A 22,996-nucleotide genomic window follows, 5' to 3' on the forward strand; every position below is an offset into this window, starting at 1 on the left:
GCCTGAATCCGTACATCTTCCGAATTACCGGCACTCCTCCGGCATTAATGAACAAAACCGGCACTCCCCTCCCAGAGCAGGTTTCTCCGTGATATCCACCGCTATTCGCGTCGCCCGGGTGGGCAGCGCGGCAGAGCTGACCGCGGCGGCCCTCATGATCCTGGGCTTCCCGGCGCTCATGCTGGCCGCGCTCGTCCCGAGCGTTCCCCTCTTCGCGGTCCTGGCCGCCGTGACGTACCTGGCGGACCACTATCTGCACCGCAAGGGCAGCTACCTGATCAACCGCCTCAGCAAGATCCGGGCGGGTCTGTCGATCCGCTTCCTGATCCGGCAGCTGCTGCTGATCCTGCTGCTGGCCCGTCTGTCGCACGCGGACGACCTGATCTTCTACGGCGCCGTCGCCTGCTTCATCGCCTTCTACGGGCTGCAGGCCCCGCACGGCGCACTGGTCACCCTCATCCGCAACCGCCGCCGGATGCCGGTCGCCACCCGCAACATCGACCTCAAGTCGCGCATCCGCATCCCGGACGCCCCGCCGCGCGGCCTGCTGCACCGCAGCGCGGAGAAGATGCTGCACCTCGACCTGTTCGCGATGGCAGGCATCCTGCTCTCCGCCGGGCAGGACTCGCCGGCCGCCCCCGGCTTCGCCGGCATCGGCCTCACCGTCGGCCTCGGCGTCCTGTACGTGCTGGTGCTGGTGCCGTACGTGCGCGGCCGGAAGATCCCGCCGAAGGCCGAGGTCGTCCTCGCCGCCGTCGACGACTGGCTGGCCTCCTACAAGCCCGAGACGGTGCTGTACTTCTCCGGCTCCAAGGACTCCGCCTACCAGGTCAACATGTGGCTGGAGACGATGGAGCAGCTGGACACCCGGCCGCTGATCATCCTGCGCGAGCGGGCCATCCTGAACAACCTCGCGCCGACCACGGTCCCCGTCATCTGCGTGCCCGGAGGGGTGCACCTGATGAACCTGGACCTGTCGACCGTGCGGGTTGCCCTGTACGCGGCGAACGTCGGCAAGAACATCCACCTGCTGCGCGTGCCCACCATGAAGCACGTCTTCATCGGCCACGGCGACAGCGACAAGCTCGCCAGTGTCAACCCGTACAGCAAGGTCTACGACGAGGTGTGGACCGCCGGCCGGGCCGGCCGCGACCGCTACGCCATCGCCGACGTCGGCGTCCGCGACGAGGACATCGTCGAGGTGGGCCGCCCGCAGCTCGCGTCCATCCAGACCTGGCAGGGCGTGCCCGAAGGCCGCATCCCGACGGTTCTGTACGCGCCGACCTGGGAGGGCTGGGACGGCAACCCCGGCAACACCTCGATCGTGCTGGCCGGCGAGAACATCGTGAAGAAGCTGGTCAAGGCCGATCCGCCGGTCCGCGTCCTGTACAAGCCGCACCCGTTCACCGGCACCGTCAGCAAGGAGGCCGGCGCCGCGCACCGGCGGATCACCGCGCTGGTCGAGAAGGCCGCCGCCGAGCGTGCCGCCGACTCCCGCTTCACCGCCGACACCAAGGCGATGGCCCAGGCCAAGGCGGAGCTGGCCCGGATCGAGGCACGGCTGGCCGAGCTGGCCGGCGTCGGCGGGGACAAGGGCGACGAGGCCGAGGCCACCCGGGACGGCGTCGTCGACGTGGCCCGGCACCAGGAGATCGCCCGGCTGCGCGCCGAGTGGAACGACGCCTACTGGCGCTCCTTCCCGTCGTACGAGCACCGCGTCATCACGGGCGCCGAGCCGCGCCTGTACGACTGCTTCAACGTCTCCGACGCGATGGTCTCCGACATCTCCTCCGTGGTCTCCGACTTCATCGCGAGCGGCAAGCCGTACGCGGTCACCGACTCCGGCGAGATCGGGCACGAGGAGTTCAAGCGGCAGAACACGGCCGTGCGCGCCGCGGTGATCCTGTCCAACGACGCGCGCGAGCTGGGCGGTCTGCTGGACGCCGTGCGCGATCCGGCCGCCGACCCGCTGGCGGACGCCCGCAAGGAGCTCAAGCGCTATCTGCTGGGCCCGGACGAGCCGGCGTCCATCGTCCAGTTCAACAAGGCGGTGGCGGACCTCGCCCTCAAGGCCGAGGCCCGCAACGTCGGCCAGCAGTCCCGGGTGGGCGCCGCCAACGCGGACCCCGCCGAGACCGCCGAGCTGACCAACGCGGTGCCGGGCCAGCGGACCGCGTCCGCGGGCGACCAGGACGGCGTGAACGCGGGCTGAGCCCCGCCGCACCGGCACCGCACGGGCCGGCCCCCGGGAGCGATCCCGGAGGGCCGGCCCGTTGCCGTCGGGGACAATCCCTGGTTCAGGTTTCTTACGGCCGGTCTTACCCGACTGGTGAGGCTCGGGTGAGCACCTCTTACCGACCCTACGTACTGTCGGGTGGAAGCCCCGAACCTGTGTGACGTGCGCCACTGATCACCCCGCGGAGGGCAACCGCATGCAGCGGGAGTTCGTCTAACAGGTTGCCCTTGTGGCACTACGGGGAAAATGTTCTGTTGATGGTAAGTAAGGGGGAAGTGTGACCGCCGTGACGCAGCCTGATGTCAGCGTGATCATCGGGGCGTACGAAGCGATGCCGTACCTGGTCGAGTGCCTGGCGTCGGTCGAGGCACAGACCATCGACCCGGCGCGCCTGGAGGTCATCGCGGTCGACGACGGCTCGACGGACGGCACCGGGGAGTACCTGGACGAGTTCGCCGCCCGCGCTCCCATGCCCTTCACCGTCATCCATCAGGAGAACTCCGGCGGCCCCAGCGGCCCCCGCAACGTCGGCCTCGCCAAGGCCGCCGGGCGCTACGTCTTCTTCCTCGACGCCGACGACCGGCTCGGCCCCGAGGCCCTCGAGCGCATGGTCGCCATGGCCGACGAGAACGGCACGGACGTCGTCCTCGGCAAGGTCGAGGGCGTCAACCGCACCCCGCCCAAGTCGATGTGGGGCAAGACCCTCGGCCGTACCGACGTCTTCTCCTCCAACATCAAGTTCACGCTGAGCGCGCAGAAGCTGTTCCGCCGCGATCTGCTGGACCGGCACGGCATACGGTTCGACGAGTCGCTGTTCACCGGCGAGGACGCCCTGTTCACCATGGAGGCGTACCTGCGCGCGAACGGCGTGTCCGTCATCGCCGACTACCCCTGCTACTACCTGGTCGGCCGCGAGGACGGCAAGCACGTCACCAAGAGCGGCAGCTACACCCTGCGCTTCGACTCCGCTCGGGCCCTGATGAAGCTGATCGCCGACATGGTGCCGGCCGGCGACAAGCGCGACCTGCTCATGGTCCGGCCCTTCCTCATCACCCTGCTGCCGCAGTTCGGGCCGCGGTTCCTCAAGGACAGCGAGAAGGTCCGCCGGCACAAGCTGGAGCTGGCCGAGCCGCTGATGGAGGCCTACTGGACGCCCGGAGTGGCCGGGCGGCTGAAGGTCCACGAGCGGCTGCGGCTGCACCTGGTCGCCCGGCAGCGGGCCGATCTGCTGCTGGACGTCCTCGAGTTCATCAAGGCCAAGAAGCAGCCCGACGCGGTCGTGGAGAAGCGCGGCACCCGCGTCTACTTCGCCTACCCGCACTTCCGGTCGAAGCAGGCGGGGATCCCGGACGAGATCTACCTCGCCGCGCCCCGCGAGGCCCGCGCCGTCAAGGGATACCGCGAGGCGGCCGCCAACTCCTTCCCGCGCCGGGTCCTGCGCAGAATCCGGCGCATCCTGTCGCCGAAGACCGTCAAGACGGCGGCGGCCTGAGCGACGCCCTCACGCCGACCGGGCGGCTCGGGCACCCGTGCCCGAGCCGCCCGGTGCGCTACTGCTTGCCCGACTGCAGTGCCCGGCGCAGGGGGCGGCCCACCACGCGGCGGGCGCGGCGGTAGACGGAGGTGGCCGGTGCGGGCAGCGCGCCCTGCTCCTTGCGGGACCGGGCCAGCTCCTTGCGCAACTTCGCGTTCGCCTGGGTCAGTTCGCTGACCTGGCTGTGCAGCCAGCCGAACCGGCTGCTGAGCGAGGCGAGATCGGTGTCGTTCCACGGCCGGATGCCCGGCGGGAACGACAGCGACCGCATCCGCTTCTCGAACGCGGCACCGCCGTCGCCGTGCGTGAAGGTGTTCCGCAGCCCGTTCTTCTCCAGGAAGCCGGTGAACCGGTCGAACCGCTCGCGGTGGTTGCCCACCAGCCCGCCGAGGTCCGCCTCCTCGTACAGCCGCGCCGGATCCGCCGCCCGAGGATCCTTGGCGGCCTCGTCCAGCCGCCGGTGCGGGATCTCGAAGTACCGGCACAGCTCCAGCGTCCGCGAGTCACCGCACAGCACGGTGGCCGGCGTCCCCGCCAGCAGCGCGGCGATGTTGCCGTGGATGCGCGAGCCGAAGGAGAAGTCGAAGCCGCGCAGATCGTCGATCCAGGTGACCGGGTCGACGTACACCCGCACCTTGTCCTCCCGGTACATCGGGTGGTCCGGGTGCGTCGGCATGGCGGTCACCAGGGAGTTGGGGTCCGACAGGTCCCGCCAGTGCAACTGCCGGGCGTCGCTGAGGTTCTGGCCGATGAACCGCAGGTTCGGATAGCACGCGTGGGTACGGCCGATGATCCGGTCCAGGCCCTGCTTCTGCACCGCGCTGTGCGAACCGTTCACCGCGATCCGCGACTCGGCGGTCAGCGCCGGCACCCGCTTGCGGACGTCCAGTTCGGCGCCGTACAGGAACATCGACGGGCAGCCGATGACCTCCACGTCACGGAAGCCCATGTCCCGCAGGTACTGCTCGGTGAACTCGCCCCGCACCCCGATCGACGCGCTGCGCTCCAGCACCGCCGCGCAGAACTCGCGCACCGACCGCTCCATCGGCTTCAGCCGGGACGGGTCGTAGTTCACCCCGGTCTGCGCGCCGACGCCCAGGACCACGACGGGGATCCTCAGTTTGGAGATCAGCCGGGTCAGCCGCTTCAGCCGGGCCTCGAAGGACGGCCGGAAGGCGTTGGCCAGGGGGACGACGAAGGCGTCGTACTCCTCGTTGATCCGCGCGGCAGCGGTCACGTCCGTCCCGATGCCGTTGGAGACCACCTCGGTGTCCGGTGTCTGCAGGATCTTGTGGGCCGCGTCGCTGAAGATCAGATTGCCTGAGTTGGTGGCGATGACGTCCCGGTGCAGGGCTTCCTCGACGGACAGGACGTCGTACGGGCTCTTGCCCGATCTCAGCAGAATGCGTTTCACGATCTTCAACTTATGTTGACGAGAGCTTTAAGTTCCATACGCAACCAGTACAACCTTTTTGCCGTGTGCAAACCGTGAAGGTGCCGCTACGGACCGCATGTCCGGAGGCTGGACCGACGCGCGCGGGACGATCCACTTCGCGTAGATTGCCGCTCAGGCAGCCGTGTCCGCGCGCGGCACCGAGAGGGAACAGAGGGCAAGGTGACAAGGGCAAGGCAGGCCGTGGGCGAGGCCCGCAGGATCGTCGTGAAGGTGGGCTCCTCCTCGCTGACCACCGCGGCCGGCGGACTGGACGCCGACCGCGTCGACGCCCTGGTCGACGTGCTCGCCAAGAGCCGGAAGCAGGGGGCGGCCCGGACGGCCTCGGCCGAGGGCGGCGTCGGGAGACGGGCGGGCGGCGGGGAGCGGGAGGTCGTCCTCGTCTCCTCCGGCGCCATCGCCGCCGGTCTCGCGCCGCTCGGCCTGCGCCGCCGCCCGAAGGACCTCGCCCGCCAGCAGGCCGCCGCCAGCGTCGGCCAGGGCCTGCTCGTCGCCCGCTACACCGCCTCCTTCGCCCGCTACGGCATCCGCGTCGGCCAGGTCCTGCTCACCAGCGACGACATGAGCCGCCGCGCCCACCACCGCAACGCCTCCCGCACCCTCGACAAGCTCCTCGCCATGGGCGCCTTGCCGATCGTCAACGAGAACGACACCGTCGCCACCGACGAGATCCGCTTCGGCGACAACGACCGCCTCGCCGCCCTCGTCGCCCACCTCGTCCACGCCGACCTGCTGGTCCTGCTGTCGGACGTGGACGGCGTGTACGACGGCGACCCCAGCAGGCCCGGCACCTCCCGGATAGCGGAAGTGAAGGGGCCGGAGGACCTCGCGGGCGTCGAGATCGGCAGCGCGGGCAAGGCCGGCGTCGGCACCGGCGGGATGGTCACCAAGGTCGAGGCCGCCCGGATCGCGGCCGCGGCCGGCATCCCCGTGGTCCTCACCAGCGCCGTCCACGCGGCGGAGGCCCTGAGCGGCGGCGACACCGGCACCTACTTCCACCCCACCGGCAAACGCTCCGCCGACCGCCTGCTGTGGCTCCAGCACGCCTCCACCCCGCAGGGCGCGCTGACCCTGGACGACGGCGCGGTGGACGCCGTCGTCAAGCGGCGCAAGTCGCTGCTGCCCGCCGGAATCGCCGCCGTCGAGGGCGAGTTCAGCGCCGGCGACCCCGTCGAACTGCGCGATGCCTCGGGACGCGCGGTGGCCCGCGGGCTCGTCAACTTCGACGCCAAGGAGATCCCCCGGCTGCTCGGGCGCTCGACCCGCGAACTGGCCCGGGAGCTCGGCCCGGCGTACGAACGCGAGGTCGTACACAGGGACGACCTGGTGCTCCTGCACGCGTAAACCCTGCCGCAACGACGGCCTCCGGTGGGGGACCTTCCGTAAAACCGCCCCGCGGACCCTGACGGGCTGCTCAACTTTGACTCAGGAAACGTTCCCGAGCGCTGGGTGAAGGAGGCCGTCGTGAGACGAGTGCGCCCTGGGGCGACGACCCGCGGTGCCCTGACGAGCGTCGCGGCCGGGGACACCTACGAGGAACCCAAGGACCTGCCCAGGCTGTGGCACGTCACCCTCAGCGTCGCCGGCCCGGAGGTCCCGCTCAAGGAGCTGCGGCGGGCCCTGGAACAGCTGGCCCACGACCACCCCTTCCTGCTGACCAGCAGATACGCGAGCGACCACGCGGAGATCCGGTACTGGGAAGAGGCCCGCGACCTGCACGACGCCGCCGCCGTCGCCCTGCGCCTGTGGGGCGAGCACCGGCAGAGCGCCGGACTGCCCCCGTGGGAGATCGTCGGCCTGGAGGTCATCGACCGCGAGACCTACCACCAGCGCCTCGCCGAGGGCTACGGCCCCCGGCCCGCGACACCGGTCGGGGTGCATCCCTTCTGAGCCTCCCGGGACGCATTCCTTCCGAGCCCCTCGGGTGCGCCCCTTCCGCGCCCTCCTGAGACGCCGTCTCGCGCATCGGGATGAGCGGTGGCCGGCCCCTGCCGCGCACTACCCTTCCCTCATGACCACGCTCTCGCCGTACGACTCCATGTCCCCGGTCACCCGGGCCGCCTACCGGGCCAGGGCCGCCGCCGCCGATCTCGCGCCGCTCCCGCGCGCCGAGAAGGACGACGCGCTGCTCGCCATCGCCGACGCCCTGGAGGTCCGGACCGCCGAGATCGTCGAGGCCAACGCCCGCGACGTGGCCAAGGCCCGGGAGAACGGCACCAGCGAGGCCATCGTCGACCGGCTCACCCTCACCCCGGAGCGGGTCCGCGCGATCGCCTCCGACGTCCGTGACGTGGCGGGGCTGCCCGACCCGGTCGGCGAGATCGTCCGCGGCTCCACCCTGCCCAACGGCATCGACCTGCGCCAGGTCCGCGTCCCGCTCGGCGTCGTCGGCATCATCTACGAGGCCCGCCCGAACGTGACCGTCGACGCGGCGGCGCTGTGCCTGAAGTCCGGCAACGCCGTCCTACTGCGCGGCTCGGCCTCCGCCTACGAGTCCAACACCGCCCTCGTCCGCGTCATCCGGGACGCCGTCGGCGGCGCCGGGCTGCCCGCCGACGCCGTCCAGCTGGTGCCCGGCGAGAGCCGCGAGTCCGTCCGCGAGCTGATGCGCGCCCGCGGCTTGGTCGACGTCCTCATCCCGCGCGGCGGCGCCTCCCTGATCCAGACCGTCGTGAACGAGTCGACCGTCCCGGTCATCGAGACCGGCACCGGCAACTGCCACGTCTACGTCGACGCCCAGGCCGACATCGACATGGCCGTCGACATCCTGATCAACTCCAAGGCCCAGCGGGTCAGCGTCTGCAACGCCGCGGAGACCCTCCTCGTCCACCAGGACATCGCCCCGCGGTTCCTGCCGCGCGCCCTCGACGCCCTCGCCGAGGCCGGCGTCACCGTGCACGCCGACGAGCGGGTGATGGCCTACGCCAAGGACTCCAAGGCGACGGTCGTGGAGGCCGTCCCCGAGGACTGGGAGACCGAGTACCTCTCCCACGACATCGCCGCCGCGGTGGTGGACTCGCTGGACAAGGCCGTCGAGCACATCCGGCTGTGGACCTCCGGCCACACCGAGGCGATCGTCACCACCTCCCAGCAGGCCGCCCGCCGCTTCACCCAGCTGGTCGACTCCACCACCGTCGCCGTCAACGCCTCCACCCGCTTCACCGACGGCGGCCAGTTCGGCTTCGGCGCCGAGATCGGCATCTCCACCCAGAAGCTGCACGCCCGCGGCCCGATGGGTCTGCCGGAGCTGACCAGCACCAAGTACATCGTCACCGGCGACGGCCACGTGCGCCCCTGACGTTCACCCGTCCGGCCGCAGGTCACCGGGCCTGCTCACGGCACAGCCGGGAACCGGGGCCGCGGCCGGAAGGCGTCTCACCAGTCAGACGAATCTCCATACCGTCTGCCCAAATTGACCCCCCAGGTCTACTCTGGATGCGTGCCGGAGGACGTGGGGGGCACGCCGTTCCCTGACGGCTGGGAGCCCGACGACGACCACGACCACGGGGTGTCGGACGAAGAGTTCGCCTCCGTGGTCTTCGACGAGGCCTTCATACAGGCGGCCACGGTCCACGAGCCGACCGCCGTCGAACGCCTCCTTGCCGCCGCCCAGGCCAGAGCCGAGGCCTCAGAGGCGGAGGCCCGCCGCTCCCACGCCCGAGGCGAGCGCTACGACGACGCCTACGGCCCGGAGGGCACCGATTTCGGCCAAGATCCGGACGACGAACTGGAGGACACCTACGTCCTCGGCGACCGTCACCTCGGCGGGTACGGCAAGCAGGTCCGCTGGCACCGCCCCGTGGCCTGGGTGCTGGCCGTGGTGATGGGCATCGGCATGGTCGCCCTCGCCTTCGCCGCCGTCTACCGCGGCGGCTCCGCCGGCACCCGCGACGGGGTCCCCGCACCCGCCCCCACCGGCCTGGAACAGGGCAGCGCCGCCGCGCCCTCCGTCTCCGCCGACACCTCCCAGCCGGCGGCCTCCGCCATCCCGAGAACCCCCTGAGCGCCCGCGCCCGCTTTTGGTGAGCACCTGTCAGAAGTTGTCCGTCGGCGGGGCGTTTACCCGCGGCTCACGCGACCTACTCTGAAAGTATGGGCGGGCCTGGAGACCCACCGGAGGGCGGCCCCGAGGGCAGCCCCGGCGGCGCAGAGGACGAGTACCGATCCGTCGTGTTCGACGAGTCGTTCGTCCGCGCTGCCCGCCTCCAGGAGTACTCCGCCGAGGAGCGGATGGCCGATCACGCGCCCGCCGTACGGCGCCGCCCGCCCCTGCACCGCGGACTCACCCGCCAGGCCCTGATCCTGGTCGTGCTGATCGCCGTCGCCTTCGGCACCGCGATCTACATGGGCGTCCGCCACCCCTACGGCTCCCCGGAGGCCCGGCGCCCCCTCGAGCCCCTGCGGACGACGGTGATCCCGCTCGCCCCGACGGGCAAGGTGCCCGGCACCGCCGACGCCGAGTACCTGTACAAGCACAGCCCCGCCGCCCAGTACGACGTCGGCGCCGAGGGGATATCCCTGCCGGCCACCCGCAGCACCGCCCACTTCTCCGACAGCCAGGTGGTCAGCGCCCTCACCACCGCCAAGGACTACATCGTCCGTTCCTCGCTCTACCCCGAGGTGCTCACCGGCCGTGACGTCCAGCCCGCCCGGTCCCTCCTCGACGCCGACCAGCTCGACCAGTTCGACCAGAGCTTCGACCACCCGACGGCGGACGGCCGGCACGCCCCCACCGGCTGGCTGGTCCGCCTCGACCCCTCCCGCGCCCAGCTCGCCGACAACCGCATCCGCGTCCAGGGCGATCTGCGGGCCACCGAGGCCGACTCCGGCGCCCTGGAGGTCACCGCCGACCACACCTTCGTCTACGCCCTGCGCCCCACCGGCGCCGCCGCGAACGCGCCGGCCTCCCTGTTCACCGTCCGCCGCGAGCTGACCTTCCGCTTCACCCGCGACGACCTGCGCACCCACCAGGTCCAGCTGGTCACGTCCTACGTGCAGGCGGGCCCCCTCGCCTGCGCCGAGGACTCCACGGCCTACTTCCGCCCCCTCCTGGCCGGCCAGACGGCCCGCGCCGGCGGCCCCGCGGGCACCGATCCCTACGAGACGGACAGCCCTACGGCCCTGTGCGGGACGCTGGCCCCCGGGGCTGAGCCGAAGGTGTGAGGGGGAGTTTCCGCCTTTGGGTGTTTCTGGGGTCGCGGGGTTTGTGGGGTTCCTAGGGTTTGTGGGGTTTCCGGGGTTCCCAGGGTCCGGCACGCGGCCGGCACCGGTGTCGCGCGCCGCGAAGCAGTCGGTGCCGGCGTCGCGGGGTCAGCCCTCCTGCGGGGTGTCGGCCGCGCCGCCCTTCGGCGGGGGCGGGCTGCGGAAGCCCTCGAAGCCCCGGCGGACCCGGCCGCCCAGGTCGCCCGCACCGTCGGCGAGGTCCGTGACCAGCTTCATCAGCGGGTCCTTGGACGTCTTCACATCGCTCGCGTAGCTCGCGGCCGACTCACGGAAGGAGTCGCTGACCGAGGCGTCCTTGTCCTCGTCGCGCCGCGGGTAGTGGCCGTCCATGATCCGCTGGAAGTCCCGCGACTCGGCCCACTTCTTCAGCTCGGCCGCGCGGATCGTGGCGAAGGGGTGCGACCGCGGCAGCACGTTGAGGATCTTCAGCACCGAGTCGCGCAGATCGCCCCCGGACTCGTACTCCTCGGCCTGCTCCAGGAACGCGTCCACGTTCATCTCGTGCAGATGGTTGCCGCCCGCGATCTTCATCAGGCTCCGCATCGAGGCCCGCAGGTCCTGGCCCACCAGCAGGCCCGCCCGGTCGGCGGACAGCTCCGACTTGCGGAACCACTCCCTGAGCGCCGTGATGATGGCCATGACCGCGAGGTTGCCGAGCGGGATCCAGGCGACCTTCAGCGCGAGGCTGGTCAGGAACAGCAGGATCGTGCGGTACACCGAGTGGCCGGACAGCGCGTGCCCCACCTCGTGCCCGACGACCGCCCGCATCTCCTCCTCGTCGAGGAGCTCCACCAGCCCCGTGGTGACCACGATGATCGGCTCGTCCAGCCCGATGCACATCGCGTTCGGCTGCGGGTCCTGGTTGACGTACATCGGCGGGACCTTCTCCAGGTCCAGGATGTAACAGGCGTCCAGCAGCATGTCGTGCAGATGCTGGAACTGCCGCTCGGAGACCCGCACCGAGTCGGACAGGAACAGCAGCCTCAGGCTCCGCTCGGGCAGCAGCCCGCTGAGCGCCTTGAAAACGGTGTCGAACCCGCTCAGCTTGCGCAGGGCCACCAGGGCCGAGCGGTCGGCCGGGTGCTCGTAGGCACGCGAGGAGATCCCCGGGAAGCGCCTGCGCTGCCTGCTCGGCACGCGCTCGTGCCCCGTCTGCTGCCGGCCGTCGTCGGACATGTCTTCCCCCATGTGCGTGTGAGTGCCCACTGTGCCCCCGAGGCGGAGCCCAGCCTAGGCGGAGATACCGTGGACGGGCAGTACAGCCGAAGGAGTCCGTTCATGGAGCACCACCCCGCAGCCGCCTGGCTGACCGAGGCCGCCGCGAGCGCCGTCAAGCAGCACGGAGCGGGGAATCTGCTCCGCATCATCCTCGTCCTGATGATCCTGGGTTGCGTACTGACCGCCTGGTTCCTGCTGCGCGGCTACAAGCGGAAAGACGACTGACAGCTCGCGGAAGTTCCCCGTGCGGCCCAACGGAGGAGTCGGCGTGATCGCCGCCGGGCCGCCCGCATACGATGAGCCGACATCTTTATCCCGCCCACACGCGTTAGGTCCTGCCGAAGATGAGCCTTCCCAGCACCGCAGCCCACTTGGTCACCCTCGCCGAAGCCGAGGGCGGACACCACAACAGCCTCAACCCGGCGGTCACCGGCGGCAGCGCCCTGGCCATCCTGCTGCTCCTGCTGTGGATCACCACGCGCTTCAACCGCGACCGCTGAGCGGGGACCCCGTCCCCGGCCGGACGTCACAAGCCGGGCCGGTAGGGTCTGCACGCATGGGAGAGCAGGACATGCCTACCGGTCCGGCGCACGAGACCGCCGACGACACGGTGAAGCACCCGCAGTACCGGCGGCACCGGCCGGGCCACGGCCCCGCCCACACGGGCAAGCGGCGCCTCGGCGTCATGGGCGGAACGTTCGACCCGATCCACCACGGGCACCTCGTGGCCGCCAGCGAGGTTGCCGCGCAGTTCCAGCTGGACGAGGTGGTGTTCGTGCCCACCGGCCAGCCCTGGCAGAAGTCCCACCGCAAGGTCTCCCCGGCCGAGGACCGCTATCTGATGACGGTCATCGCGACCGCCGAGAACCCGCAGTTCTCCGTCAGCCGCATCGACATCGACCGCGGCGGCCCCACCTACACCGTGGACACCCTGCGCGACCTGCGCGCCCTCAACCCCGACACGGACCTGTTCTTCATCACCGGCGCCGACGCCCTCGCCCAGCTGCTGACCTGGCGGGACAGCGAGGAGCTGTTCTCCCTCGCCCACTTCATCGGCGTCACCCGGCCCGGCCACCACCTGACCGACCCGGGCCTCCCGGAAGGCGGCGTCTCCCTCGTCGAGGTCCCGGCCCTCGCCATCTCCTCCACGGACTGCCGTGCGAGAGTCGCCAAGGGAGAACCCATCTGGTACATGGTGCCGGACGGAGTCGTGCGCTACATCGACAAGCGCGAGCTGTACCGCGGCGAGTGAGCCGAGAGGGGCACCGGTGAACGACCGATACGACGCGGGCGACGGAGGCTACGGCGCCGGTCCGTACGAGATCGTCGGCTACGACGAGTACGGCCGGCCCGTGTACCAGCAGGTCCCGGCACAGCCTGGACCGCAGGCGCAGCAGGCCGCCTACGACCCGTACGCCCAGCAGCAGGGCTACGGCTACGACCCGTACGCGACCGGCCAGCAGCCGCAGACGCCCTCCTACGACACCGGCAGGCCCGGCTACGACCCCTACGGCTCCCAGGCGCCGTACGACCCCTACGGCACCGGCGCCCAGCACCCCGCCGGCTACGACCCCTACGGGCAGGCCGCGAGCAGCGGGCAGCAGCCCCGGGTCACCGAGCAGACCGCCTACATCCCGCAGCAGGCCGGCCCGGCGGAGGCCCCGGCCTCCCCGGCGCACTCCGAGGAGCCCGGACAGGAGGCCGAACGGGACTACCGCACCGAGCAGTTCGCGTTCGTCGAGGAGCCGGACGGCGACTCCGAGGACGTCATCGACTGGCTGAAGTTCACCGAGAACCGCACCGAGCGCCGCGAGGAGGCCCGCCGCCGCGCCCGCAGCCGGATCATCGCCCTCCTGGTGGTCCTCGCCCTCGTCGCCGTCGGCGGCGTCGGCTACCTCTGGTACGCCGGAAAGCTGCCCGGCCTGTCCTCCTCCGGCTCCAAACCCGGCGCGGCCACCCCGGTCAGCGCCCAGAAACGTGACGTGCTCGTCGTCCACCTGCACGTCACCGGCAAGGGCGGCACCTCCACGGCGCTGCTGGTCGACAACACCACCACCAAGCAGGGCAGCACCGTGCTGCTGCCGAACTCCCTCGCCCTGAGCGACGACGACGGCTCCACCACGACCCTCGCCAAGTCGGTGGACGACGACGGCTCCTCCGGCACCCGCGACCAGCTCGACACCGTCCTGGGCACCAACATCCAGGGCACCTGGCGCCTGGACACCCCCTACCTGCAGAACCTCGTCGACCTGGTCGGCAACATCGACATCGACACGGACACCGACGTGCCCGACCCGGACGCCAGGAAGAAGGGCGCCGAGCCGCTCGTCCACAAGGGCAGCGACCAGACCCTCAGCGGCAAGATGGCCGTCGCCTACGCCACCTACCGCGCCCCCGGCGAGTCCCAGAACGCCCAGCTGGAGCGGTTCGGCCAGGTCATGCAGGGCGTCCTGCGCAAGATGTCCTCCGACCCGGCGTCGGCGACCACCACCGTGCAGACCCTCGCTCAGATCCTCGACCCGCCGCTCACCGACAAGGACCTCGGCACGTTCCTCGCCAAGCTCGCGGACCTCGCCAAGAGCGGCGCCTACAAGACCGCCCTGCTGCCCGTGCAGCCCGACGGCACCCTGAGCGCGAAGACCAGCGACAGCGTCGTGAAGGACATCCTCGGCGGCACCGCCAAGAGCCCCGACGCCGGCTCCGCGGTCCGGGTGTCCGTGCAGAACGCCACCGGTGTGAAGGACGACACGGAGAAGGCACGCGTGGTCCTGCTCAACGGCGGCTTCACCTTCCTGGAAGGCGGCAGCGCCTCCGGCACCCAGGCCGTCTCGAAGGTCGTCTACTCCGACGCCGCCCACAAGCCGGACGCCGCCGAGGTCGCCAAGACCCTCGGCCTGCCCGCCGGCTCCGTGGCCAAGGGCACCGTCTCCGCGGGGGCCGACGTCTCGGTCGTCCTCGGCCGGGACTACAGGCCCGCCGGTTCCTGACCGGTGCCCCGCACCCCACGTGCCGCCGTAATCACGTGGGGTGCGCCCGGCGGTCCGTGAGACCCTTGAGAGGTTCAGTGACCGCCGACCGAAAGCTACGCAGTGACCGCCACCGACCGTTCCCTTGAGCTCATCAACACCGCCGCCCAGGCGGCGGCCGACAAGCTCGCCCACGACGTCATCGCCTACGACGTCAGCGACGTCCTGTCGATCACCGACGCCTTCCTGCTGGCCTCCGCGCCGAACGACCGCCAGGTCAGGGCCATCGTCGACGAGATCGAGGAGCGCCTGCTGAAGGAACTCGGCGCCAAGCCCGTGCGGCGCGAGGGCGACCGCGAGTCCCGCTGGATCCTGCTCGACTACGTCGACATCGTCGTCCATGTCCAGCACAGCGAGGAGCGCGTCTTCTACGCCCTGGAGCGGCTGTGGAAGGACTGCCCCGAGCTGGAGCTGCCCGCCGACGCCAAGGCCACCCGCGGCAAGGCGGAGGAGCACGCGAGGATGCAGGCCGCCGAGGCCGAGCAGGAGCCGGGCGGGGAGTGGTGATGAGCGCCACCGGCGAGGTGACCGACCGCAAGAACCGCGGCCGCCGCATCATCCTGTGGCGGCACGGCCAGACCGCCTGGAACGTGGAGCGCCGCTTCCAGGGCAGCACGGACGTGGCGCTCACCGAGACCGGCGTCGGGCAGGCCCGTCGCGCGGCCCGGCTGCTGGCCTCCCTGGGGCCGGACGCGATCATCTCCTCGGATCTGCAGCGGGCGGCGAACACGGCCGCCGAGCTGGCCTCGCTCACCGGCCTCGACGTCACCCTCGACGAGGGCCTGCGCGAGACCTACGCGGGCGTCTGGCAGGGACTGACGCACGAGGAGATCATCGCCCGCCACGGCGAGGAGTACGCCGCCTGGAAGCGCGGTGAGGCGGTCCGACGCGGCGGCGGCGAACTGGAGACCGAGGTCGCCGACCGCGCCGCACCGGTCGTCCTGCGGCACGCCGAGAAGCTTCCGGAGGACGGCACCCTCGTCGTCGTCAGCCACGGCGGCACCATCCGCACCACCATCGGCCGGCTGCTCGGCCTGGAGGCCCGGCACTGGGAGAGTCTCGGCGGCCTCTCCAACTGCTGCTGGTCCGTGCTCGGTGAGGGCGCCCGCGGCTGGCGCCTGCTGGAGCACAACGCCGGCACCCTCCCGGAGCCCGTCCTCGGCGACGACGACTGAGCCCGGGACACCCCCGGGACACCGGATTTCACTTTCTGGCAGGTCACAGGCTAAAGTTCTTCTTGTTCGCCCCGCCGAGCGGGAGCCGAACACCATGCGGCCCGGCTGCGTGGCAAGGGGCTATAGCTCAGTTGGTAGAGCGCCTGCATGGCATGCAGGAGGTCAGGAGTTCAATTCTCCTTAGCTCCACTGATCGACACTCTGTTGAGTTGTCAAGGATCGGTGATGAAGGTCCCGTCCCCATCAGGGGGCGGGATTTTCTGCGTTCAGCCGCGGATGAGGCCCTCCGTGCCCTCGTCGTCAGGCTCCGGCGGCCACAGCCGCATCCGTCGGGTCCGCAGCAGCCCGACTTTCTCGCGGGTGTCCTCGTCGTCGGGGGTGTAGACGACGATCCGGCACTCGGGCATGCCGTCGATGGACAGTGACTGCGAGGTCATCCGCAGCTCGCCCACCGCCTCGTGCCGGAAGGTCTTCACCCGGGGCCCCGGAAGCACCACCTGACCGCTCGCCCACAGCTCCGCGAACCGGGGGCTCGCCGCGGACAGCGCGCGTATGAAGTCCTCCCAGGCCGGCTCGCCCACGTGTCTGCCGTAAGCCGACCGCAGCGTCGCCACCATCAGGGGCAGTTCCCGCTCCCGCCCCACGACGGGGCAGGCGTCCTCCGACACCGTGAACAGCGTCCACAGCACGTTCGGCAGGCCGAGCCCGAGGGCCTGCGGCACCGCGAACAGGTCCCGGTAGGCGGCGTTGGCGGCCAGGACGTCGTAGCGCGCGTTGTAGACCACCGCGAGCAGGGGATCCAGGGCGTCGATGATGCCCTGCACCTGTGGGGCGACCCGCCGTGGCAGGGCGTCCGGCGCCGCCTCGAACGGCACCTCCGCCAGCCGGTACAGATGCTCCCGCTCCGGAGCGTCCAGCCGCAGCGTGCGGGCCACCGCGTCCAGCACCTGCGGTGAGGCGTTGATCGGCCGGCCCTGCTCCAGCCACGTGTACCAGGTCACGCCCACACCGGACAGCTGCGCGACCTCCTCCCGCCGCAACCCGGGTGTGCGCCGGCGCAGACCCGGCGGCATTCCCACGTCGGCGGGCGTCACCCGCGCCCGCCTGCTGCGCAGGAAGGCGGCCAGCTCGTGCCGTCGCCGCTGCGGGCCCGGCGGTCGCGCCGTCGGCGCGGTGCGTGCCGTGCCGGCCGCGTGCGTCGTCTTCGTCGCCCGCGCGGCGCGCGTCATCTCGGGCGTACTTGCCGTGCTTGCCGTGCCCGCAGTGCTCGCACCGCTCGGCGCGTTCGTCGTCATCGTCGATCCCCCGTCCGTGCCCCGTCGTCCCCGTCTTCATGGTCGGCACCCGGATCCGGCTCTGCCAGGTGCTGGCAGTACCAGCATCGCCGGGCTCTCGGCACCGGTACCGGACCGTCGTCACGCTCGACGCCATGACGACGACATCCCGAACCGGGCCGGACGCCGGGCCTCTTGCGACCTCTGCGACCAGTGAAGCATCCGCCACTGACAGTGACCCCTCGGCCGGTCGCGGTCCGGCATCCTCCATCACCCACAGTGAAGCACCCGCCACTGACAACCGGCCCCGGCTGCTGCTCGCGGTCCTGCTCGCCGCCCTGTTCATGGCGGCCCTCGACGTCTTCATCGTGAACGTCGCGGCGCCCACCATCGGTTCCGAACTCCAGGCCTCCGGCGCCGACCTGCAACTGGTCATCGCCGGCTACACCATCTCGTACTCGGTGCTGCTCATCACCGGCGCACGGCTCGGCGACCGGCTCGGGCATGGCAGGGTCCACCTCACCGGCGTCGCCCTGTTCACCGCGGCCTCGCTGGCCTGCGGCCTGGCGCAGGGGGCGACCGAGCTGATCGTCTTCCGGCTGGTGCAGGGCGCCGGCGCGGCCCTGGCCATCCCGCAGGTGCTCAGCCTGATCCAGCGCACCTTCGCCGGCGAGGCCCGGGCCCGGGCGCTCGGCGCCTATTCGGCCGTCCTGGCGGTCGGCGCAGCGGCCGGGCAGATCGTGGGTGGCGTGCTGGTCAGCGCCGATCTGTTCGGCACCGGCTGGCGGCCGGTGTTCCTGGTCAACGTGCCGGTGGGCGCGCTGCTGCTCGTCCTGGGCCGCCGGGTCCTGCCGCTGGGCGGCGCGAGCCGGAGCGAGCGGACGCGTGCGCTGGACCTTCCCGGGCTGGTGCTGCTGGGCGCCGCCGTGTCGTTGCTGACCGTGCCGCTGGTGCTCGGGCAGGAGGAGGACTGGCCGCTGTGGTCCTGGCTGTCGCTGGCGGGCGCGGCGGTGCTGTTCGCGCTGTTCTGCGGGTACGAGACCCGGCTGGCCCGGCACGGCGGCGCCCCGCTGATCGCGCCGCGGGTGCTGCGCCACCCCGGGATCGGCCTCGCCGTGTTCCGCGTCCTCACCGTGATGTCGGTCAACGCGGGCTTCCTCTTCGCGCTGACCCTGCACGTCCAGGGCGGCCTCGGCTACAGCGCGCTGCGGGCGGGCCTGAGCTTCGGCCCCACCGCCGCGGTGTTCGCCGCCGTCAGCCTGACCTGGCGGAGGTGGCCCGCCGGGCTCCAGCGGGCGCTGACGACGGCCGGGTTCGTGCTGACCGCAGTGTCCGTGGCCGTCGTGGGGCTGGCCTTCCACGGGGGCGGCGACGGGGGAGCGCTGCTGTACGCCGGATACACGGGCCTGGGCGCCGGGCTCGCGCTCGCCTTCAGCCCGACGCTCACCGGCGCGCTCGCCACCGTGCGGCCCGAGGACGCGGCGGACGCGAGCGGCCTGCTGGCGACGGTGACCCAGCTCGGTCAGCTGATCGGCGTGGCGTCTTTCGGCACACTGTTCCTGAACCGGCTTGAGTCAGTCGCGGTTCTGCGCTCGTATACCTCTGCGGAGGCGTTCTCGGTGTGTGCCTGGGCGCTGGCCGCCGCGGCAGCGGCGGGTGCCGTGTCCGGACTGGTACTGAGGCGTCGCTGACCGTATTGCTCCGGCCGTGGCAGAATCAAACGGCCGGAAGGGGGCGCGGCCCGACGGGAGGGAGTAGCGATGCCTGCGAGCATCCTTGAGGAGGTCGGCCACCTCCTCGGTGCGGCGTTGATACAGGACACGACCACCCGGCTGAGCTGCCCTTCCTGCGGTTCCGCGCACGTCGCCCAAGTCCTCGGCGACAACGGCGGAATCTCCTACGTGTGCACGGCCTGCGGCCACAGCTGGAGCTGATCGATGGGTGCACACAGGCGAAAGTGCGACTGGTGTGGGAGCGGTACGCCGATCGTCCGTGACATGGAGCCGATCAATCCCGACTACCAGTACTGGTGCGAGGAATGCGCGCGGGCGCTGATCATAAAAGGCGACCCGATCGAGACGTACCGGGAATTGGAGGGCGAGCCCATCTACGGCCGCCTTCTCGAGGAACACTGCACCCTCAAGCGCTTCTACTCCTTCGTGACGGCTTGACGCCGCGCGCTGCCGACTGCCGCGCCGAGCGACGACAGAGCAATTCCAGGGCGCCCCGACGGACTTCGGGGCGCCCGCTTGCGTGCCGCACTCCCCGCCAGCGCCAGTGCCACCGGCCGGTGCGCCGACCGCTCCAGGCGGCGGCCACGCGCGCGTAGTCACCACGTTTGACCCTCAAAACGGACATTTATGTATGTATCGAGGTGGGGTGGAAACCGATTTGGCGCTGCGCCGCAGGGCCTGTAATGTTTACGTCGTCGCCGGGGGAACCGGGCGAAACAAGAGAACAAGGGGCTATAGCTCAGTTGGTAGAGCGCTTGCATGGCATGCAAGAGGTCAGGAGTTCAATTCTCCTTAGCTCCACAGAAGTCGAAGGCGGATCATCCTCACGGATGGTCCGCCTTCGGCATGTTGCGCAGGGCGCAGTTGAGCGAGCAGGGCACAGTCATGCGAAGGGGGCGGGGCACCCGAGCCGGGCGCCCCGCCCCCTTCGTGTGGTCAGCGGCCGAGGGCGCGCCGGCCCCGGCCCTGCGAGACGACCGGCAGGTTGCGGGACGGCGCCTGCCCGCGCGTGTCCTCCTCGATGCGCAGGGCGAGCGCAGGGCAGCGGCGCACCGCGCGCAGCGCCTTCGCCTCCGCGTAGCGCGGCACCTGCGCCTGGGCGACGGTCGGGAAACCGTCGGCGCCCAGTTCGAACACCTCCGGCAGGATGTCGGCGCACAGCCCGTGGCCCCGGCACAGCGTCCAGTCGACGTAGATCTTCTGGCGGCTGGCGCCGGTCTCCTCGGGCTCTCCGCCGCCCGGGATGCCCGTGGGGGCCCTGCCGCCCTCGAAGAGCGGCAGAACGCCCTCCACGGGCCGTCCGCAGCCGTTTCCGAGGACATGGGCGGCGAGGTCGTCGGTGAACGCCTTGATGGTCGACTCCAGGAACATCGCCGAGCCGTCCGGATGCGAACAGGCGCCACGGCGCTTGACGTTCTTCGCGACCTGCTTCAGCGCCTCCAGAGCGGCCGGGCCGCCGCCGTTGAGGATGTCCTCCATGCCGCGCGCGGCGGCCGGCAGCCCCAGGTAGCAGGGGCCGCACTGGCCGGCGCTCTCCTCGGCCAGCCACTGCGCCACCCGCAGCGACTCGCCCAGCGGGCAGGTTTCCTGGCTGATCGGCAGGATCGCGCCCGCACCCAGCGAACCGCCCACCGCGTCCAGCGAGTTGCGGGAGACGATCGCCTCGTTGACGGTCGCGGCGTCGATCCACTTGCCGTGGTAGCCGCCGGTCAGCACGCCCTGCGGCACCGGCGGGGCGCCCGCCAGCTGCAGTACGTAGCGCAGCGGCACGCCCGTGGGGGCCTCGATCACCATGGGGCGGGCCACCGCGCCGGACACCGTGAGCATCACGGTGCCCGGCTCGTCGTACAGGCCGGTGTTGCCGTAGCGCTCGGGGCCGATGCGGGCGGCGATGGCCAGCTGCGCGAACGTCTCCGCGTTGGACAGCAGTGTGGGCGCGCCGCCGACGCCGCTCTGCGAGGCGCTGATCTTGCGGCCGGGCGGGATCGCCGGGCCGCCGTCGATCGAGCGGATCAGTGAGGCCGCGGCGCCGGTGACCATGCGCACCGGATTGCGCTGCACCCACGCGCGTAGCGCGGATCTACGGCTGTTGCTCAGCCCGCGTTCGGCGAGCGCGGCCTCCATGGAGCGCTGCGTCGACTCGCGTGTGACACCGATCACGAGCGTTCGCGCGCCGAGCGCCTCGGCGCACAGCAGCGCGCCGTCCAGGATCAGGTGCGGGGCGCGGTTGATCAGCACCGTGTCCTTGCGGCAGGCCGGTTCGTCCTCGCTGCCGTTGACCACGACGACCGGCCGCACACCGCGTTTGATCGCCGACTCGGCGACCGAGCGCAGCTTCTTGTGGAACGGGAAGCCCGCGCCGCCGCGGCCCTTGAGGTTGATGCTCTCGGCGAGCTGGGCGAGCTGTTCGCCGCCCAGCGGGTCGAGCGGCCCGTGCACCTTCAGGTGCATGGGCAGGTCGAGTCGCTCCACAAGGTCGAAGCCCGACGTGAGCTGCGGAAGACCGACCACGCGGACTTCGGGGACGTCGGGCAGGGCCTCGTTCACTTAAAGCCTCCGGACGGCGTGTTCCAGGATTCGCCCGAGCCCGGTGTGTCGAAGGACGCGCCAGGCAGCGTTTCGGTCGCGGGACCGCTGTTGTACGGGTCACTGGCGTTGTACGCGCCATAGAGGCCGTTTGTCTCACCGGTGTCGTACATGTCACTGCCGCCGTAGCCGGCAGTGCCTGGATTGCCGTAGACGGGGATGGTCTGTCCGGTGTCCTGGAGCGGGTCGTACGCGGACGGCGGGGCCTCGCCGACCGGGGGCGGGGACGGGATCGGCCAGCTCCCCGAGGTGCTGGACTGGCCGTCCACGCGCGGGACGGCCTCCGTGGCCTGCAGGTCCATCGGCAGGTCCATGCGGGCGGTCTGGCCGGCCGCGTACGACTGCCGGGAGCGGCCCGGCGTGGAGACGGCGCGGTAGGCGGCCGCGAAGCCCGACGCGGGTTCCGCGGCGGGGGCGACGGGGGACTGGTACAGCGGCGCGGAGGGGGCGGCCGCCGTCCTGGGCCCACGCCGGCCCTCGAAGCCCGTCGGCGCCGGCTCGGCCGCCCTGGACCGGCTCGCGTCCAGGTCGTCGATCCCCGGCCGCTCCGAGCTGCCGAACAGCGCCACCAGCCGGTCGGCGACCTTGCGCTTGACCGGGCGCGGAGCGGCGCGCAGGGCGAGGGCGGCCATCACGGCCAGCAGCGACAGGCTGTAGAGGATAACGAAGATCGGTTTGGCCGAGCGCCCCGCGTACAGGCCGTGGACGAGCGCCGCGCACCAGGCGGGGTAGGCGAGCATGTGCATGGCGCGCCAGCGGGCGGCGACGGGGGCCGGGGCGGCGAAGTTGCTGCGCAGGGCTCCGGTGATGCCCACGAAGATCATCAGCAGGCCCGCGAGCGAGCCCAGGCCGATCAGGCCGCCGATTCCGGTGACGCCGAGCGAGAAGGGGATGATCGCGGCGATCAGCTGTGTGTGGCCCATCGCGATCTTCGTGGTGATGTGCAGCAGGAGGAACGCGATCGAGGCGACCGCGGTGGTCCGGTGCACCGCCTGGCCGACGATCCGCTGCCGGGTGTTCAGGAAGATCCGGTCCTGTGCGAACAGTCCCCAGATCACCGAGCAGCTGAGCGAGACCAGGGACAACACGCCCGCGCCGAAGTTCAGGAAGTCGCGGAACTGGTTGCCTCCGACCAGCACGACCACGGGTATGAGCAGCAGGACGACAGCGGACGCCACCCCATAGGCCGACCGGCCCGGTTTGGGGAGGGAGCTGGTACTACGACGAGGGTTCATGGGGGCAACTCCGAGCAGTTTCGGGAAAGCGGTCCCGCTGCCGAACTCTAAGTGGCTGCATACCGATCAGTACGAGGGTTTGAGTTATTGCGTTGTTATCAACGGACAATGTGGCTGGAGCGATGTCCCTTAGCGGGCGGTACGCGAAGTAATCGTTGACCTTGGTTCAGCTCCCCCGTAGGTCCTGGCATGTCCACAAGGGATACGCAAGCGCGTCCCGGCTTGCTCAAGGCCGTCGCCGCTCGCTCAGGGCCTGCGGTACCCTAACGCCATGCGTGCCGTACGCCTTCTGCTTAGCGGGCC

The 22,996-nt window shown here is 71.1% G+C and carries 21 protein-coding genes and 2 tRNA genes; 18 read left to right on the top strand and 5 right to left on the bottom strand.

Features of this window, described 5'->3' with window-relative positions:
- Positions 1 to 118 precede the first annotated feature (118 nt).
- Positions 119 to 2,212: a hypothetical protein gene (locus OG956_RS23695; RefSeq protein WP_330342930.1), complete on the top strand. Its 2,094-nt coding sequence runs from the start codon at positions 119 to 121 to the stop codon at positions 2,210 to 2,212.
- Positions 2,213 to 2,522: 310 nt separating this feature from the next.
- Positions 2,523 to 3,728, top strand: coding sequence for a glycosyltransferase family 2 protein (locus OG956_RS23700; RefSeq protein ID WP_330339995.1), 1,206 nt, complete (start codon positions 2,523 to 2,525; stop codon positions 3,726 to 3,728).
- A gap of 58 nt (positions 3,729 to 3,786) precedes the next feature.
- Here the strand turns inward: OG956_RS23700 and OG956_RS23705 are convergent, their stop codons facing one another.
- Positions 3,787 to 5,184 carry a polysaccharide pyruvyl transferase family protein gene (locus OG956_RS23705; RefSeq protein WP_330339996.1) on the bottom strand — a complete coding sequence of 466 codons (1,398 nt, stop codon included), beginning with the start codon at positions 5,182 to 5,184 and terminating at the stop codon, positions 3,787 to 3,789.
- 222 nt (positions 5,185 to 5,406) lie between these two features.
- On the opposite strand from OG956_RS23705, the gene proB reads away from it, so the two are divergent.
- The 5 genes from proB (at position 5,407) to OG956_RS23730 (ending at position 10,386) form a co-directional block, all read left to right on the top strand.
- Positions 5,407 to 6,567, top strand: coding sequence for a glutamate 5-kinase (gene proB, locus OG956_RS23710; RefSeq protein ID WP_330342931.1), 1,161 nt, complete (start codon positions 5,407 to 5,409; stop codon positions 6,565 to 6,567).
- 120 nt (positions 6,568 to 6,687) lie between these two features.
- Positions 6,688 to 7,113, top strand: coding sequence for a hypothetical protein (locus tag OG956_RS23715; RefSeq protein ID WP_330339997.1), 426 nt, complete (start codon positions 6,688 to 6,690; stop codon positions 7,111 to 7,113).
- Positions 7,114 to 7,234: 121 nt separating this feature from the next.
- Positions 7,235 to 8,521 carry a glutamate-5-semialdehyde dehydrogenase gene (locus OG956_RS23720; RefSeq protein ID WP_330339998.1) on the top strand — a complete coding sequence of 429 codons (1,287 nt, stop codon included), beginning with the start codon at positions 7,235 to 7,237 and terminating at the stop codon, positions 8,519 to 8,521.
- Positions 8,522 to 8,662: 141 nt separating this feature from the next.
- Positions 8,663 to 9,226 carry an SCO2584 family spore wall biosynthesis protein gene (locus tag OG956_RS23725; protein ID WP_443065597.1) on the top strand — a complete coding sequence of 188 codons (564 nt, stop codon included), beginning with the start codon at positions 8,663 to 8,665 and terminating at the stop codon, positions 9,224 to 9,226.
- An 89-nt stretch (positions 9,227 to 9,315) separates the two neighbouring features.
- The gene (locus tag OG956_RS23730) at positions 9,316 to 10,386 is read left to right on the top strand and encodes an SCO2583 family membrane protein (protein WP_330340000.1); all 1,071 of its coding nucleotides are present in this window, start codon (positions 9,316 to 9,318) and stop codon (positions 10,384 to 10,386) included.
- 147 nt (positions 10,387 to 10,533) lie between these two features.
- On the opposite strand, the gene OG956_RS23735 is transcribed toward OG956_RS23730, so the two are convergent.
- Positions 10,534 to 11,622 (bottom strand): M48 family metallopeptidase, encoded by a 1,089-nt coding sequence (locus OG956_RS23735; protein WP_330340001.1) that lies wholly within the window; start codon positions 11,620 to 11,622, stop codon positions 10,534 to 10,536.
- A gap of 102 nt (positions 11,623 to 11,724) precedes the next feature.
- Between OG956_RS23735 and OG956_RS23740 the strand changes: the two genes are divergently transcribed.
- The 7 genes from OG956_RS23740 to OG956_RS23770 all read left to right on the top strand — a co-directional run bounded on the left by OG956_RS23740 (position 11,725) and on the right by OG956_RS23770 (position 16,054).
- On the top strand, positions 11,725 to 11,889 hold the full coding sequence (locus OG956_RS23740) for a hypothetical protein (protein ID WP_330340002.1): 165 nt from the start codon (positions 11,725 to 11,727) through the stop codon (positions 11,887 to 11,889).
- Positions 11,890 to 12,008: 119 nt separating this feature from the next.
- The gene (locus tag OG956_RS23745) at positions 12,009 to 12,164 is read left to right on the top strand and encodes a hypothetical protein (protein ID WP_330340003.1); all 156 of its coding nucleotides are present in this window, start codon (positions 12,009 to 12,011) and stop codon (positions 12,162 to 12,164) included.
- Between the two features lie 56 nt (positions 12,165 to 12,220).
- Positions 12,221 to 12,916: a nicotinate-nucleotide adenylyltransferase gene (gene nadD / locus OG956_RS23750; protein WP_330340004.1), complete on the top strand. Its 696-nt coding sequence runs from the start codon at positions 12,221 to 12,223 to the stop codon at positions 12,914 to 12,916.
- Between the two features lie 16 nt (positions 12,917 to 12,932).
- Entirely contained in the window at positions 12,933 to 14,651 is a 1,719-nt protein-coding gene (locus tag OG956_RS23755) for an LCP family protein (RefSeq protein ID WP_330340005.1), read from the top strand.
- A 102-nt stretch (positions 14,652 to 14,753) separates the two neighbouring features.
- Positions 14,754 to 15,197 (top strand): ribosome silencing factor, encoded by a 444-nt coding sequence (rsfS, locus tag OG956_RS23760; protein WP_330340006.1) that lies wholly within the window; start codon positions 14,754 to 14,756, stop codon positions 15,195 to 15,197.
- Positions 15,197 to 15,865 (top strand): histidine phosphatase family protein, encoded by a 669-nt coding sequence (locus tag OG956_RS23765; RefSeq protein WP_330340007.1) that lies wholly within the window; start codon positions 15,197 to 15,199, stop codon positions 15,863 to 15,865. Before rsfS ends, OG956_RS23765 begins: the two co-directional genes overlap by 1 nt.
- 116 nt (positions 15,866 to 15,981) lie before the next feature.
- Positions 15,982 to 16,054, top strand: a tRNA-Ala gene (locus OG956_RS23770).
- 77 nt (positions 16,055 to 16,131) lie between these two features.
- Here OG956_RS23770 and OG956_RS23775 read toward each other — a convergent pair.
- Complete coding sequence (locus OG956_RS23775; protein ID WP_443065692.1) at positions 16,132 to 17,094, bottom strand: helix-turn-helix transcriptional regulator; 963 nt, start codon at positions 17,092 to 17,094, stop codon at positions 16,132 to 16,134.
- 371 nt (positions 17,095 to 17,465) lie between these two features.
- Between OG956_RS23775 and OG956_RS23780 the strand changes: the two genes are divergently transcribed.
- The 4 genes from OG956_RS23780 (at position 17,466) to OG956_RS23795 (ending at position 19,673) form a co-directional block, all read left to right on the top strand.
- Positions 17,466 to 18,830 (top strand): MFS transporter, encoded by a 1,365-nt coding sequence (locus tag OG956_RS23780; protein WP_330342932.1) that lies wholly within the window; start codon positions 17,466 to 17,468, stop codon positions 18,828 to 18,830.
- Between the two features lie 69 nt (positions 18,831 to 18,899).
- Positions 18,900 to 19,073 carry a hypothetical protein gene (locus OG956_RS23785; RefSeq protein WP_330340009.1) on the top strand — a complete coding sequence of 58 codons (174 nt, stop codon included), beginning with the start codon at positions 18,900 to 18,902 and terminating at the stop codon, positions 19,071 to 19,073.
- Between the two features lie 3 nt (positions 19,074 to 19,076).
- The gene (locus OG956_RS23790; RefSeq protein WP_006136074.1) at positions 19,077 to 19,310 is read left to right on the top strand and encodes a hypothetical protein; all 234 of its coding nucleotides are present in this window, start codon (positions 19,077 to 19,079) and stop codon (positions 19,308 to 19,310) included.
- Positions 19,311 to 19,600: 290 nt separating this feature from the next.
- Positions 19,601 to 19,673 (top strand) — tRNA-Ala (locus OG956_RS23795).
- Between the two features lie 135 nt (positions 19,674 to 19,808).
- On the opposite strand, the gene OG956_RS23800 is transcribed toward OG956_RS23795, so the two are convergent.
- Both OG956_RS23800 and OG956_RS23805 read right to left on the bottom strand, forming a co-directional pair.
- Entirely contained in the window at positions 19,809 to 21,419 is a 1,611-nt protein-coding gene (locus OG956_RS23800) for an NADH-ubiquinone oxidoreductase-F iron-sulfur binding region domain-containing protein (protein WP_330340010.1), read from the bottom strand.
- Positions 21,416 to 22,693: a cytochrome b/b6 domain-containing protein gene (locus OG956_RS23805; protein WP_330340011.1), complete on the bottom strand. Its 1,278-nt coding sequence runs from the start codon at positions 22,691 to 22,693 to the stop codon at positions 21,416 to 21,418. The genes OG956_RS23800 and OG956_RS23805 overlap by 4 nt, the downstream gene beginning before the upstream one ends.
- Positions 22,694 to 22,996: the final 303 nt, after the last annotated feature.

Origin of the sequence: Streptomyces sp. NBC_00557 (assembly GCF_036345995.1) — a bacterium.
Lineage (GTDB): Bacteria > Actinomycetota > Actinomycetes > Streptomycetales > Streptomycetaceae > Streptomyces.

Bases quoted from the DNA above. Each gene is read 5' to 3' on its own strand.
- OG956_RS23720 (WP_330339998.1), top strand. From the start codon at position 7,235: ATGACCACGCTCTCGCCGTACGACTCCATGTCCCCGGTCACCCGGGCC.
- OG956_RS23730 (WP_330340000.1), top strand. From the start codon at position 9,316: ATGGGCGGGCCTGGAGACCCACCGGAGGGCGGCCCCGAGGGCAGCCCC.
- OG956_RS23735 (WP_330340001.1), bottom strand. From the start codon at position 11,622: ATGTCCGACGACGGCCGGCAGCAGACGGGGCACGAGCGCGTGCCGAGC.
- OG956_RS23740 (WP_330340002.1), top strand. From the start codon at position 11,725: ATGGAGCACCACCCCGCAGCCGCCTGGCTGACCGAGGCCGCCGCGAGC.
- OG956_RS23745 (WP_330340003.1), top strand. From the start codon at position 12,009: ATGAGCCTTCCCAGCACCGCAGCCCACTTGGTCACCCTCGCCGAAGCC.
- nadD (WP_330340004.1), top strand. From the start codon at position 12,221: ATGGGAGAGCAGGACATGCCTACCGGTCCGGCGCACGAGACCGCCGAC.
- OG956_RS23765 (WP_330340007.1), top strand. From the start codon at position 15,197: ATGAGCGCCACCGGCGAGGTGACCGACCGCAAGAACCGCGGCCGCCGC.
- OG956_RS23775 (WP_443065692.1), bottom strand. From the start codon at position 17,094: ATGACGCGCGCCGCGCGGGCGACGAAGACGACGCACGCGGCCGGCACG.
- OG956_RS23785 (WP_330340009.1), top strand. From the start codon at position 18,900: ATGCCTGCGAGCATCCTTGAGGAGGTCGGCCACCTCCTCGGTGCGGCG.
- OG956_RS23790 (WP_006136074.1), top strand. From the start codon at position 19,077: ATGGGTGCACACAGGCGAAAGTGCGACTGGTGTGGGAGCGGTACGCCG.
- OG956_RS23805 (WP_330340011.1), bottom strand. From the start codon at position 22,693: ATGAACCCTCGTCGTAGTACCAGCTCCCTCCCCAAACCGGGCCGGTCG.